The sequence below is a fragment of the Paenarthrobacter sp. E2MeOHC11 genome (assembly GCF_058744955.1).
In genome coordinates this window covers 1,399,464-1,412,070 of the sequence record NZ_CP196673.1, presented here as the reverse complement: position 1 = coordinate 1,412,070, position 12,607 = coordinate 1,399,464, and the positions used below count along the sequence as shown (strand labels likewise).

Sequence of the window (12,607 nt, the reverse complement as noted above, 5' to 3'; positions counted from 1 at the left end):
TGCTTTTGTCTGTATCGAGAGAGGCTAGGACAGAGCCCCGCCCTGCCACAGGGCATCAAAAGGAGCGCCGGAGGACACCCGGTTCTTGATGCCGGCAGTCACGAAAGCCTTGGCCGTCCGTGCAGCTTCAAGGGGCGTCGCGCCCTTGGCGAGTTCGGCGGTCACAGCTGCAGCAAGGGAGCAGCCAGCACCGGACACAGCCACTTCGCCAACCTTCGGAGCGCGAAGGACTTCCAGCGTTTCGCCGTCGTAGTAGACGTCGACGGCGTCCGGGCCTTCCAGCCGCACCCCGCCCTTGGCGAGGACTGCTGCGCCGCTGATCTCGTGGATGCGGATCGCCGCGGCCTTGAGCGATTCTTCGTCTGTAATGGTGAGCCCGGACAGCGACTCGGCCTCGAAGTGGTTCGGTGTGACAAACGTTGCCAGCGGCAGGATCTGGGCTTTCAGGGCCTGATCGGTGTCCAAGGCGTGGCCCGGTTCCTGGCCCTTGCAGATCAGGACAGGGTCCAGGACCACATTGGTGAACGAAGCATCAGTGAGTGCCTTCTCCACGGTGCTGATGGTTGCCGGGCTTCCGAGCATGCCGATCTTCACCGTGTCCAACACCGAAGGTGCGCCGGAAGCGGCACCATAGGCCGCCGTCGTGGCTTCCAATTGGTCTGCAATAACCTGCTGGTCCACCGGCACAAAGCGGTGGTTCCAGTTGTCCTTCGGGTTGAAGGAAACAATGCAGGTGAGGTTCGCGATGCCGAACACTCCGAGTTCCTGGAAGGTCTTGAGATCGGCCTGCGCGCCGGCGCCACCGGTCGCTTCGGAACCGGCGATGGTCAGGGCGATGGCAGGGGCAACGGCTGAAGTCATGGTTTCCATTTTGCCAGTTGCCCGGCCGTACGCCGATTCAGGCCCCCGACACTCGCGAGGCCTAGCCGTGCAGCGCCCTGTAAGCAGCTTCCGCGGCCGGATGCAGCGGGATACCCGCGGTGTTGATGAGGGTTTCGGGGCTGAGGAACTGCACTCCGGTGCTCGACGTCGGAACCAGATCCTGGGCCTGGTCCACCAGCAACTCCACCGTCTGCCGAACAACATGGTCGGCCAGATCCCTGCGGCACAGGAGCAGGTTCGCGACGCCGATGGTCCACACGGCGGGAGCGTTGCCGTAGTTGTTGGCCGGGATCAGGACACGATCATAGAAGAATCCCGACTGCGCCCGTGTTGCGGGGATGAACTCGGAAATGTCGAGGAGACGCACGCCGATTTCCTGGGCTGCCGCAGCGATGGGTGCCGTCGGGACACCTCCGGACTGGATCATCACGTCAATGGAACCCTCCCGCAAGGCGGCCAGGGCCTGGTTCAAGCCGAGATTCACCTGCTTCACGGTGCGGGGTGGTTCAGAAAGTCCCGCCGCTGTGATGATCCGTCCAGCGGTCAACGTGGTCCCCGAGCCCACTTCACCCACGCCCGCAGTCTTCCCGGCGAGGTCCGCGAGGGTCCGTAGCCCGCTGTCCTCCCGCACGATGCAGTGAACGTAGTTCTGGTACACCTTGCCGATCGCAACAAGGTCTCCGGGCTGTGCTGGCTTCCCGGCGGGCGCTGCGGCCTGCGCTGCTGCAACGGCCTGCGCTGCTGCATCGGCCAGCGCGACGGCGAAGGTCGCCTCGCCGGACACAACCCGCTGAATGTTTTCAAGGCTCCCGCCGGTGGTCAGCGCGACGGCGTTTGCGGCCACGCCTTTGCGCTGCAGCAAGGCCGCGAGCAGGGTGGCGAACTCCAGGTAGAAACCCCCGGATTCGCCACCGGCAACCGTGAGTTCTTTTGGTTGTTCCTCCGGCGTGCAGGCGGTGGTCGACGCGAGCAGGCTGCCGCCCAAGCCCGTGGCGACGGCGGCTTTGAGGACGCTTCGCCGGGAGAACACGGGGGAATCAGGCATGTGTGTCCTCCTCCGGTTTCACGAACTCGAGGCGTGCTGTCAGGCCGTGGGGCTCGTGCGGCTCAAGGACTAGCCGCCCACCATTGGCCTGCGCCAGCCGCTCCACGATGGTCATGCCCAAGCCGTTGCCGGGGATCTTGCCATGATGCGGCGCCCGCCAGAACCTGGTGGTGGACGCAGCGCGCTGTTCGGCTGGGAGGCCGGGACCGTCGTCGGAAATCACGACGGCGGTACCTCCTTGCGTCGGTTGGGTCGCCACCGTGATGCGGGAGCCGGGTGCGTACTTTATGGCGTTCGTGAGGAGTTCACCCACCATGTGGGCGAGTTCGTCGGGGTCGCACACGATGTGGCTTTCGGACGTCGGGTCTTCCAACGTCAGCTGTGATCCGGCCTGTCTGGCAGCCGGTGCCGCCCGCTCGACTTCGCCCTGCAGGACTGGGAAGGGATCGATGACGGCCAAACGCTGATGGTCTGCTTCATCCGCGCGGGCAGACCCCTCGAAGGCGCGGTGTTCCGCCGCAGCCAGCTTCAGCACGCCGTCGAGCATTTCCTCCACTCGCTCAAGTTCCGCGACAACGCCGGCCGCCGCATCTTGCCCCGGCTCACTTTTCAGCTCCAGCTGCAGCAAATCGATCCGCAAGCGCAGCGCGCCAACGGGGTTCCGGAGCTGGTGCGAGGTATCGGCGATGAGCCGGCGCTGGGACTCCATACTTTCCGTCAGGGTATCGGCCATGGCCGTGAAGGAGCGGCTGAGCTCGCGCAGTTCCGGCGGCCCTGCCTCGGGAAGCTGGCTGGTTTTGCCGGTGGTTTCCAGTTCGTGGACTGCCTTGCTCAGTCTGTGGACCGGGCGAAGGACCCAGCCGGTGATGCGTAATGCCGCCAACAGAAGCAGCGCACCCAGCGCCACAGCTGCAAGCCCGACGACGAGCCACCGCTCCCGTAGCTTCTGCCGGGCCGCGTCGAGGTCCACTTCAAGGACCACCTCGCCGAGTACCTGGCTGGCGGTACCGAAGGACCGCGAGATGATGTCGTTGCCGGTTCCGAAAGCTCGGATGGGGTTGAGTGTGGTGTCGCTGAGGTTGAGGCTGGCCCGGTTGAGTGCGTCCCGGGCCTCGGGCTGGTCCGCGCTGATTCCGCCGGAACGGATTGTCTTTTCTTGAAGCCGGATCAGGATCCCCTCACCGTAAAGCTCGGAATAGCGGTCCATCTCGCGTTGCAGTTGAGTGGTGTCGTTGTCTTCCGCAGCATCGCTGGCCAGTTGGGCAAAGCGGTTCAGCGCGGCGACGCGGTTGATTTGCAGTTCCTGGGTGAGCTCGCGGCCGGCCGATGTCAGGATCACGCTGGAGACCGTCACCACGATGATCACCACCAGCAGGCTCAGGATGCCGAGGACGCGGAACTTCACGGTTGCTCAACGCGATAGCCGACGCCGCGGACATTGATGATGAATCCGGGCAGTTGGAGCTTGGACCTCAGCCCGGTGAGATGCACGTCCAAGGAGCGCGAATGTGCCAGGAACGCGTCGCCCCAGAGTGCGTCCAGGATCTGCTCGCGGGTCACCACCGAGCCTGCGTTCCTGACGAGGAGGCTGAGGAGGTCGAACTCTGTTGCCGTCAGGGCGAGGTGCCGTTCCCCGATGGCGGCCACGCGGCGATCGAGGTCTACTTCCAGTTCTCCAAGGACGATGTTGTGGGGGGCTTGCTGGCCCGACCGGTTGGTTCGCCGCGTCACGGCTTCGATCCTGGCGAGCAATTCCACGAGCTTCACAGGCTTGACCAGGTAGTCATCGGCCCCCGAACGGAGTCCCAGAACCACACTTCTCTCGTCATCGCGGGCCGTCAGGATCAAGATGGGGATCTGGGTGACCTGCCGGAGTTTCCTTAGGACTTCCAGGCCGTCCAAGTCCGGAAGGCCAAGGTCCAGCAGGATCACCTCGTGCTGCCGGTGGGCCAGGAGCGCGTCCTCGCCCCGGGATACCCGGGTGTGCGTGTGACCAGCAGAGGCGACGGCTGCGTTCAAGGCCGACGCCATGGCGTCGTCATCCTCGACGATGAGCACGTGCACTGTCTCTGCTCCTTTGGGTCGCGGGCGGGTTTGCTACTAGAGCTTAACGTTGTGAGGCCCGCTCTGCGCCCTTCGGAGGATCCAAAGTGCGCAGAACGGGCCTCACAAGGCACCTGGGTCAGGCGTTGACGCGATCCTTCGTGCCGTCGTCGTCCTTCACGGCGCCCTTCGCCGCGAAAGCGTTGCCCTGCTCCGCGTCCAAGTGCGTCGCCTTCTTGTTCTTCAGCGCGAAGATGTAGACCAACAGCGAGATGAAGATCGCGGCCGTGACGTAGGTGAAGAACATGTCCACCTGGCCCGACTTCTGCAACGCCGCACCAATCAGCGGCACCGTACCGCCGAACAGCGAGTTGGCAATCGCGTAACCGAGCCCCACGCCGAGGGCGCGGATGGATGCCGGGAACAGTTCAGCCTTCACCAGCGCGTTGATGGATGTGTAGCCACCAACCATGAGCAGGCCGCCGAACATCAACAGGAACGCCACGAACGGGTCCTTGGTTCCAGCAAGTGTGGAGAGCAGCGGCCACGTGAAGAGCACACCGGTCACACCAAACCAGATCAGCAGCGGCTTCCGGCCGATCTTGTCCGAGAGCATGCCGTACACGGGCTGCAGCAGCATGAAGATGAACAGCGCCCAGAAGTTGATGACGGAGGTATCGGTCTTGGCGATGCCGGACGTATCGTTCATGAACTTCAGGATGAAGTTGGTGTACGTGTAGAACGCCACGGTGCCGCCGAGGGTGATGCCGATGCAGATGAGCAGCGGCTTCCAGTGCTTGGTGAACAGCAGCTTCATAGTGCCAGGCTGGGCCTCGCCCTCAACCTTGACGTGCGCGGCGCGGAGCTGGTCAGCAGAGAGGGTTTCCTCCATGGATCGGCGAAGCCAGAGCACGACCAGCGCCGCCACGCCGCCAATGGCGAACGGAATGCGCCAGCCCCACGCGGTCAGGTCTTCCTTGCTCATGGTGTTCTGCAGGATCACCAGTACCAGGAGGGCCAGCATCTGCCCGCCGATCAGCGTGACGTACTGGAAGCTGGAGAAGAAGCCGCGGCGCTTGGCCGTCGCAGCCTCGGACATGTAGGTGGCGCTGGTGCCGTACTCGCCGCCCACCGAGAAACCCTGGATCATGCGGATAAACACCAGCAGGATCAGGGCCCACAGGCCAATAACGTCCTGCGTCGGCAGAATGGCGATGGCGAAGGAGCCGGCAGACATCATGGTCACGCTGAGTGTCAGGGCAGCTTTGCGGCCCTTGCGGTCGGCGTAGCGGCCGAAGAACCAGCTGCCGATCGGGCGCATGAGGAACGACGTCGAGAAGACGGCCATCGCCTCGAGGCCGGCCTGAAGGTCGTCGGAGGAGTTGAAGAAGTGCGACTGGAAATACGCCGCGAAAGCTGTGTAAACGTAAACATCGAACCACTCCACGAGGTTGCCCGCGGAGCCCTTGAGGATGTTGCTCACGGCCTTGCGTGTCTGGGCGGCTTCGCTCAGAGTTTCAGCTTGTTGGGTGCTCATCAATGAACCTTCCTGGACGGCAGCGTTTTGCAGCGGCCGTGTCTTGCATGAGTTCGTTCTGTCCATGAAGCTGGTGCTCATGGCGTCCTTGCGCATGGCTCTTCGTCGACTAAGAAAGGCCCTCCAAGGTGAAGAGGACATGTTCCAAACTAGGGGTGATGCACGGCACAGCCCTAGCTCGCGGGGGATTTCCTAACACTTCCTTAGGTTTCGGCCTGCGTTGGGGTGCGGGCCTGGCCCACGAACGTTAATGCTCGACGGCGGCCGCTCGCCCCGGACCCTCGCTCACCGTCTGTCGTGTTTTGGCGGACCCTCGCTCACCGTCTGTCGTGTTTTGGCGGACCCTCGCTCACTTCATGGGGGTTTCGGGGGTTACCGTGCTGGCATGGCGAAATTTTCGGGGACGGCCGAGGGAACGACGCGACCCCTTGGACCGCCGTCGTCATCGCGTCATGTGAGTGAGCGTCCCTCCAAAGGCGCGAATAGGTGATGGAGGGTCGCTGAAACTCTCAATGAGGTGAGAGAGCGGTGGGTTGAACGGCCGATTAGCTGAGAGAGGGTTCGTCGTTGGTGCGGACGAGCTTCCAGATTGATAGCCGGCCGATTCCGGCGGCGACGGCCGTGCAGACAGAAAAGCCAATAATGGGAAGTGTGCTGAAAAGTGCGCCGACCAACGCGCCGGCAGCTGTTCCCGCAACAACGAACGCAGCCACATGCACCACTGATTGCGGACGGCGCGGAGTGCCTTGCCTAGCAGCGTTCCGATCGGCAGGCTGCCGGGGGACTGACCGCGCTCATCGATTCCCCTCGGCGATCTCGTTGAGAGCGCCAGCAAGCGAGGGGTGCTCGAACGCGAAGCCCGCATCGAGCAACTTCCGGGGTTCCACCCAGCGGCTCTTCAGCACCAGTTCTGTCTGCGTCCGGATCAGGACAGCGCCGGCCTCGAGGAGCCATGCGGGCGTTGGAATTCCGAACGGGACGCCCATGCTTTGCCGGACCAGTGACATCAGTTCGCGGTTGTCTACGGGGTAGGGTGTCGCCGCATTCACCGGACCGCTCAGCTCACCGTGACCGTGGATGAACAGGACAACACGGAACAAGTCCTCCACATGGATCCAGCTAAACTTCTGCGTGCCCGGTCCCATGTGCCCGCCCAAGCCGAGCCGGGCAAGATTCCGGAGAGGGCTCATGACGCCCCCGGCCCCCAAGACAATCGCAATGCGCAGGGGCACTCTGCGGGTGCCCGGCACATCAGCTGCCGCCAACTCGTCCTCCCAAGCACGGGCGACATCCACGGAGAACCCACTGCCGAGTTCGCCTGAAACCTCCGACTGCGGGTGGTCTTCCGCGTGCCGGTAGATGGTTCCAGTGCTGGAATTGATCCACGTCCCGGGCGGTTCGGCGCACGCGGCAACCGCCCGGCCCAAGGCGCGAGTTGTGAGAACCCGGGAGTCCAGAATCTCCCGCCGGCGCCGCTCGTTGTAACGGCAATTCACGGAGCGTCCGGCGAGGTTCACCAACAACTCGGCGCCGTTCAGCGCTCTGGTGATGGCGCCGTCGTCGTTCCATTGCGCATCGGCCGACGCGTCCCGCCCAACCGTTCGAACCTGCCAGCCCTCGGCAATGAATCGCTGCCGGAAGTAGTTGCCGATGAAGCCGGTGGCACCCGCGATCACCACTGTCTGCGAGCTCATGAGTCTTCCTTGACGTTGCGGACGAGTCCCAGGACGTCGTCGAACACCTTGCTCACGCCCGGAATCTTAGCCAGCGACAAGCCGCGAGCCACCAAAGGCGCGGCCCCGTCGATCAGCTTGCGCGTGCGTCGCTGGCCCTCGGATTTGTCGTAGACCCAGAACAGCGCGACGCCCATGTAGGCCAGCCACAGCAACTCTGGCAGATCACCGCGAAGCTTCTTTGCGACGGCGGGGGAGGAACCCTCGACGGCGGAGCGGAAGATCGCGAGCGAAGCCTCGCGGGCGGCGGTGGACGCCTCGCCAAACGGGTTGACGGGCGACGACGGCCGGATCGCCGTCGCGATGAAGTCGGAACCGAACTGATGGTACGGCGCCATGACGTCGATGCCCGTGTGAAGCACTGCCTTCAGGCGGCCAGCGAGATCCTGGACGTCGTTGAGTGCCTTGGCGGCAACAACCGAGTGTTCGTCCTGAACCTGGAGGTACAGCTCTTGGACGAGCTCGTCCTTGGAAGCGAAGTAGTAGTAGGCGTTGCCGACCGAAACCCCCGCTTCCTGGGCAATGGCTCGCATGGTGGTTTTTTCGAAGCCGATCTCACGGAACATCCTCAGGGCAATGTCGGCTACCAGTTGGCGGGTCTGCTCACTCTTCGCTGCCATGCTGCACTCCTTCGATGAAACTTTTGAACGTGTTCAAGGACGAGTATGCCACCAGTTCTGAACGTGTTCAAAAGTGTACGTGAGAGAGCGTTTGCTTCAAGCACGTGGGATGAACTGGTCCCCGTTTGTTGGACTGGCTAATTGGGATTTTAGGCTGCGAGGGTCTGGGCCCGGTATTGCACCGGGCTCAGGCCTTCGAGTTTGGTGGAGATCCTTTCGTTGTTATACCAGCGGATGTACTCGTGCAGTGCTGTTGCCAAGGCGTCGGTGCTGAGGAACCGGACGTGGTGGAAGAGTTCTTCCTTGAGATGTCCGAAGAAGTTCTCCATGACGGCGTTGTCGTAGCAGTTGCCCTTGCGGGACATTGACTGGGTGGCGCCGGCTTCGGTGAGCAGCTGCCGCCAGAACACGTGCTGGTATTGGAAGCCTTGGTCCGAGTGAACCAATGGTTTTTGTCCCGGTTCCAGGCAGGTGATGGCCTGAGATAGTGAGGTGTTGGTTAGTTCCAGGTTCGGTGAGTTGCCGATGGAATACGAAATAATTTGCCGGTCGAAAAGGTCCATGACTGGTGAGAGGTAGAGCTTCCGGTCCCCGACGCGGAACTCGGTGACATCAGTGACCCACTTCTGGTTCGGAGCGTCGGCGTCGAACTTCCGGTCCAGCACGTTCGGTGCAATCACCCCCTGCTCGCCTTGGTAGGAGTTATAGCGTTTCCGCCGCCGGATCTTGCAGCGCAAGGCCAGGGCGCGCATCAGTTTCAGCACGGTCTTCTTCGCCACCGTCCATCCTTGCTTCGTCAGCTCGGTGTGGATTCGGCGATGTCCGTAACGGCCATGGTTGGTCGTGAAAACCTCCGTGATGGCGCTCTTGAGTGCTTCCTGCGGGTCCGGGGACAGGAGCCGGGCCTGATGGTAGAAGAACGTCGAGCGGGCCAGGCCCGCGGCCCGCAGCAGAACCGGGAGCGGGTAATCAGCCTTGAGGGCAACGAGGGCTTGAACCTTCACCGTCGTTCCTGCGCCCTCAAGGCCCGCAATTTTCCCAAGTAGGCCACCTCTGCCCGCAACAGTTCGTTCTCCCGACGCAGTTGCTCAAGCTCCGAAACCTCCGGGGCCTGCGGCGTCGCCCCGGGCTTCACGGACAGCATCGCACCAGGCTTCCGCGACGGCAGGGCCACGGGTTCCCCAGAAGGTGCGGCCTTCGGCTTCGCTGGCGTGCCGTTGCGTTTTGGCATCAGCCCGTCTTCGCCCTCCAAGCGATACGCTCTGACCCATTTCTGCAGCAGTTGCCGTGAAGACAGGCCCGCTTCAACGGCCAGGTCGGGACCGGTTTCGCCCGCCAGGAACCGCTGCACCAAGGCCAGTTTGACCTCGAAAGAGTATGACTTCGGCGCCTTGGTCACCAAGACTCCTTCCCCATGAATCCTCCATAACCCATACAGTCCCCTTACCGGCACCTGGGGCGCATCAAGGTACCGGGCCGCCGCCCGATAGCCAAGCCCTCTTTCAAAACACGCTACAGCCGACACCCGCTGCACCACAGACAAAGAACTACGCGAACACATAAAACTGCTCCCCTCAAATCGGAACTGAAATTCTCAGTCCAACTTCAGGGGAGCAGTTCAGGGAGGTGAGAGAGCGCCGGGGGAAAGGGCGTGAAAGGTGAGAGAGCGCCGGGGGAAAGGGCGTGAAAGGTGAGAGAGCGCCGGGGGAAAGGGCGTGGGAGGTGAGAGAGCGCCGGGGGAAACGGCGTGGGAGGTGAGAGGGCGCCGGGGGAAACGGCGTGGGAGGTGAGAGGGCGTCGGCAGGTGGGAGAATGGAACCGGTGCCGGGCGGTATGCCCCACCAACCACAGTGCTAATACAGCGGGGCTCCCTGAACAAAGGGGCCTGCGCGAACCACTACGAAATGGATGACCCATGCCCTCGCCCTCAGGCTCCAGTACCTTGAGCAAGCCCGCCCCACGCTTTGCTTCAATCGGTTCCCCGTATTTCGGCATCATGCTGGCCGTCATGGCCGTGGTGCTGATCCTGTCCAACATCGGCGCGTCCAAGGGCGTCGCACTCGGGCCAATCCTGACCGACGGCGGGTTCTTCCTGTTCCCTCTCGCCTACATCCTGGGCGACGTGATGAGCGAGGTCTACGGCTTCAAGGTGGCGCGCAAGGCCATCATCACCTCGTTTGCCCTCTCGGTCTTTGCCTCCCTCTGCTACTGGATCATCATCGTGTTGCCTGGTTTCAGTGACGACTACAGCACCGCCAAGCAGGCAGCCATCGAGGGGGCCCTTGGGCCGGTGCCGCTGATCGTCCTTGGTTCACTCCTTGCCTTCCTGGCAGGTCAGACCATCAACTCATGGATCCTCGTGAAGATGAAGGCCCGCACCGGCGAGAAATCCCTGTGGGCACGCCTGATGGGCTCGTCCGTGGTAGGCGAATTCGTGGACACCCTGATCTTCTGCAGCATCGCCGCATCGGTCATCGGCATCACGGACTTCGGCTCGTTCCTGAACTACGCCCTGGTTGGCTTCGTCTACAAGACCGCAGTGGAGTTCCTGTTCGTCCCCGTCACGGTGCTGGTTGTCGGCTGGATCAAGAAGCGCGAGCCCAGCTACGGGGTAGTCGCTGCGTAGCCTCGAACTCGGCGACTAGGAGTAGTACCGGCCCAGCGTCTCCGCCTTGAACTCGAAGAAGTCCCCGGATTCGATGGCCAGTCGGGCATCGTCCACCATCTTCACCACGAAGCGTTCGTTGTGGATGGAGATGAGGGTTGCCGAGAGCATTTCCTTGGCCTTGAACAGGTGGTGGATGTAGGCCCGTGAATAGTTCACGCACGTGTAGCAGTCGCATCCATCCTGCAGGGGCCCGAAGTCGGTTTTATAGCGAGCCCCACTCAGGTTGAACCGGCCAAACGGCGTGTAGAACGCTGAATTCCGGGCCACACGGGTGGGGGAGACGCAGTCGAACGTGTCGGCGCCGTTCTCGATAGCCGTGAAGATGTCGTCCGGTTCGGAGATACCGAGCAGGTGCCGGGGCTTGTCCTCGGGCAGTTCCTCGTTGCACCAGCGCACAATCGTGCCCAGGTTTTCCTTCTCCAGCGCCCCGCCGATTCCGTACCCATCAAAGGGCATGGCGCCGAGGTCCTGGCAGGCCTTGCGGCGAAGGTCCTCGTACTGGGCGCCCTGGATCACGCCGAACAGCGCCTGGTATGGCTTGCCCACGCGGGACGAAGTCAGGGAAGCGTGCTCCTCCAAGCACCGTAGCGCCCACAATCGTGTCCGCTCCAGCGACTCCTCCTGATACGCCCGCGAGTTCTGCAGCGTGGTGAGCTCGTCGAAGGCGAACATGATGTCCGCGCCGATCTGGTGCTGGACCTGCATGGAGATCTCGGGGGAGAAGCGGTGCCGGTCACCGTTCAAGTGGGACTTGAACCAGACGCCGTCATCATCGATGTGAGCAAGCCGTTCCTTGCCGGGCGCCACCGCGTCATCCGGACCGGAGCTGTCCACGTTCTTCATGTCGATGACCTTCTTGAACCCCGAGCCCAGGCTCATCACCTGGAATCCACCGGAGTCCGTGAAGGTCGGCCCGGACCAGTTCATGAACGCGCCCAACCCGCCCGCGGCGTCGAGGATTTCGGGCCCGGGCTGCAGGTACAGGTGGTAGGCGTTGGCAAGGACAGCCTGTGCCCCGAGTTCCGCGATGGACTCGGGCAGCACTGCTTTCACGGTGGCTTTGGTCCCGACGGCGATGAACGCGGGCGTCTGGATGGTCCCGTGCGGCGTGGTGATGGTTCCGGTGCGGCCCAGGAAGGCGCCGCCGTTGGCCTCTACCTGGGCGTCCGACGGCGAGCACGTTTCAGTCAGGCGCTTGCCCACCGAAAAGGAGAACTCGGATTGCCGGTGGGACAAACCGGGCAGCGCAGGGGAGGATGCAGGGGCAGATGAGGAAGCTGGCACGCTACCAAGTGTGCCAGCTTTACCGGGAGCAGCCTGCCGAAAAAACCCTAGGACCCGTAGTTCGACTCTTTCCAGTTGTCCCACGAGGACCGGATGTCCGCCAAGGTGTGGGCCCCCAAATCGTAGGTGGAGGCAATCACCATGGACCCGCCGTCGGGCCTCTTCTCCGGAATCGGCAGCTGCTCGGCGACGATCAGCAGCCCTTCCCCGTGCTCGGCGTAGCTGTGCACAGTCAGGCCAACCTGGTGCCGGCTCTTGAACCAGACCTTTCCGGAAATCTTCTCGCCCGTGGACAGCGTGAGCGAATGCTCATCACCGACGGGCGGCAAATCCCCGAGCCCCAGCTTCTCGATCGCCGGCCCGCCCTTGCCCGGGAGGGAAACGAAATGCGTCCGCCGGTGCCCGTGCGGGTGCCGCTCCAAGGCAAAGCGCAGTTGATGAAGGAACGTGAGCCATCCCTGGGTGATGTCCTCGTCCCAGTCAGCCCACTCGGAATCGTGGTCCAGGGCCACCCGGGTTACCCGCACTTCCGTGCCGCCGGAGACGGGGTGGAGTTCAAAGACGTCGCCGCCGTTGACAGCCAGGCTCGTGTGATCGGGCCCTTCCACAACGTCGGTGTTGAAGTAGATCTGCTTGATTTCGGCAGTGAGATCATCGGCTTCCCAGCCATGCCATTGGGCCACCAACGACGGTTCACGCAGCATGGTCCAAACCTGCTGTGCATCGGCATTAACCACAACGCTCAGATTGTTCGTCATGGCCCCGAATCTACCGCCGTTCGCGCCCACATAACAG

General features: G+C 62.9%; 13 protein-coding genes. 1 reads left to right on the top strand and 12 read right to left on the bottom strand.

Annotated features, from left to right (window positions below; all coding sequences use genetic code 11):
* Positions 1-24: 24 nt before the first annotated feature.
* The 10 genes from ACSSVG_RS06435 to ACSSVG_RS06390 all read right to left on the bottom strand — a co-directional run bounded on the left by ACSSVG_RS06435 (position 25) and on the right by ACSSVG_RS06390 (position 9,259).
* Positions 25-861 (bottom strand): hydroxymethylpyrimidine/phosphomethylpyrimidine kinase, encoded by an 837-nt coding sequence (locus tag ACSSVG_RS06435; RefSeq protein WP_492417969.1) that lies wholly within the window; start codon positions 859-861, stop codon positions 25-27.
* 61 nt (positions 862-922) lie between these two features.
* The gene (locus ACSSVG_RS06430; RefSeq protein WP_492417967.1) at positions 923-1,927 is read right to left on the bottom strand and encodes a TAXI family TRAP transporter solute-binding subunit; all 1,005 of its coding nucleotides are present in this window, start codon (positions 1,925-1,927) and stop codon (positions 923-925) included.
* On the bottom strand, positions 1,920-3,332 hold the full coding sequence (locus ACSSVG_RS06425) for a sensor histidine kinase (protein WP_492417965.1): 1,413 nt from the start codon (positions 3,330-3,332) through the stop codon (positions 1,920-1,922). The genes ACSSVG_RS06430 and ACSSVG_RS06425 overlap by 8 nt, the downstream gene beginning before the upstream one ends.
* On the bottom strand, positions 3,329-3,991 hold the full coding sequence (locus ACSSVG_RS06420; RefSeq protein WP_492417963.1) for a response regulator transcription factor: 663 nt from the start codon (positions 3,989-3,991) through the stop codon (positions 3,329-3,331). The genes ACSSVG_RS06425 and ACSSVG_RS06420 overlap by 4 nt, the downstream gene beginning before the upstream one ends.
* A gap of 118 nt (positions 3,992-4,109) precedes the next feature.
* Positions 4,110-5,507 (bottom strand): MFS transporter, encoded by a 1,398-nt coding sequence (locus ACSSVG_RS06415; RefSeq protein ID WP_253466369.1) that lies wholly within the window; start codon positions 5,505-5,507, stop codon positions 4,110-4,112.
* 545 nt (positions 5,508-6,052) lie between these two features.
* Entirely contained in the window at positions 6,053-6,220 is a 168-nt protein-coding gene (locus tag ACSSVG_RS06410; protein WP_231340613.1) for a hypothetical protein, read from the bottom strand.
* 81 nt (positions 6,221-6,301) lie between these two features.
* A complete protein-coding gene (locus tag ACSSVG_RS06405) occupies positions 6,302-7,201 on the bottom strand; it encodes a TIGR01777 family oxidoreductase (protein WP_231340612.1) in 900 nt (299 codons plus the stop codon).
* Positions 7,198-7,860: a TetR/AcrR family transcriptional regulator gene (locus ACSSVG_RS06400; protein ID WP_231340611.1), complete on the bottom strand. Its 663-nt coding sequence runs from the start codon at positions 7,858-7,860 to the stop codon at positions 7,198-7,200. Before ACSSVG_RS06400 ends, ACSSVG_RS06405 begins: the two co-directional genes overlap by 4 nt.
* Before the next feature lie 149 nt (positions 7,861-8,009).
* A complete protein-coding gene (locus ACSSVG_RS06395) occupies positions 8,010-8,864 on the bottom strand; it encodes an IS3 family transposase (RefSeq protein WP_492417960.1) in 855 nt (284 codons plus the stop codon).
* Positions 8,861-9,259 (bottom strand): helix-turn-helix domain-containing protein, encoded by a 399-nt coding sequence (locus ACSSVG_RS06390; RefSeq protein WP_231343490.1) that lies wholly within the window; start codon positions 9,257-9,259, stop codon positions 8,861-8,863. Before ACSSVG_RS06390 ends, ACSSVG_RS06395 begins: the two co-directional genes overlap by 4 nt.
* A 516-nt stretch (positions 9,260-9,775) precedes the next feature.
* On the opposite strand from ACSSVG_RS06390, the gene ACSSVG_RS06385 reads away from it, so the two are divergent.
* Positions 9,776-10,486: a queuosine precursor transporter gene (locus tag ACSSVG_RS06385; RefSeq protein ID WP_231340610.1), complete on the top strand. Its 711-nt coding sequence runs from the start codon at positions 9,776-9,778 to the stop codon at positions 10,484-10,486.
* 15 nt (positions 10,487-10,501) lie between these two features.
* On the opposite strand, the gene tgt is transcribed toward ACSSVG_RS06385, so the two are convergent.
* Both tgt and ACSSVG_RS06375 read right to left on the bottom strand, forming a co-directional pair.
* On the bottom strand, positions 10,502-11,812 hold the full coding sequence (tgt, locus tag ACSSVG_RS06380) for a tRNA guanosine(34) transglycosylase Tgt (RefSeq protein WP_253466378.1): 1,311 nt from the start codon (positions 11,810-11,812) through the stop codon (positions 10,502-10,504).
* A gap of 47 nt (positions 11,813-11,859) precedes the next feature.
* Positions 11,860-12,570, bottom strand: a complete 711-nt coding sequence (locus tag ACSSVG_RS06375; RefSeq protein WP_492417957.1) for an SRPBCC family protein — start codon at positions 12,568-12,570, stop codon at positions 11,860-11,862.
* Positions 12,571-12,607: the final 37 nt, after the last annotated feature.

Coding starts and splice junctions, on each gene's coding strand:
- ACSSVG_RS06405 (WP_231340612.1), bottom strand. CDS start 7,201: ATGAGCTCGCAGACAGTGGTGATCGCGGGTGCCACCGGCTTCATCGGC.
- ACSSVG_RS06435 (WP_492417969.1), bottom strand. CDS start 861: ATGACTTCAGCCGTTGCCCCTGCCATCGCCCTGACCATCGCCGGTTCC.
- ACSSVG_RS06385 (WP_231340610.1), top strand. CDS start 9,776: ATGCCCTCGCCCTCAGGCTCCAGTACCTTGAGCAAGCCCGCCCCACGC.
- ACSSVG_RS06415 (WP_253466369.1), bottom strand. CDS start 5,507: ATGAGCACCCAACAAGCTGAAACTCTGAGCGAAGCCGCCCAGACACGC.
- ACSSVG_RS06375 (WP_492417957.1), bottom strand. CDS start 12,570: ATGACGAACAATCTGAGCGTTGTGGTTAATGCCGATGCACAGCAGGTT.
- ACSSVG_RS06430 (WP_492417967.1), bottom strand. CDS start 1,927: ATGCCTGATTCCCCCGTGTTCTCCCGGCGAAGCGTCCTCAAAGCCGCC.
- ACSSVG_RS06400 (WP_231340611.1), bottom strand. CDS start 7,860: ATGGCAGCGAAGAGTGAGCAGACCCGCCAACTGGTAGCCGACATTGCC.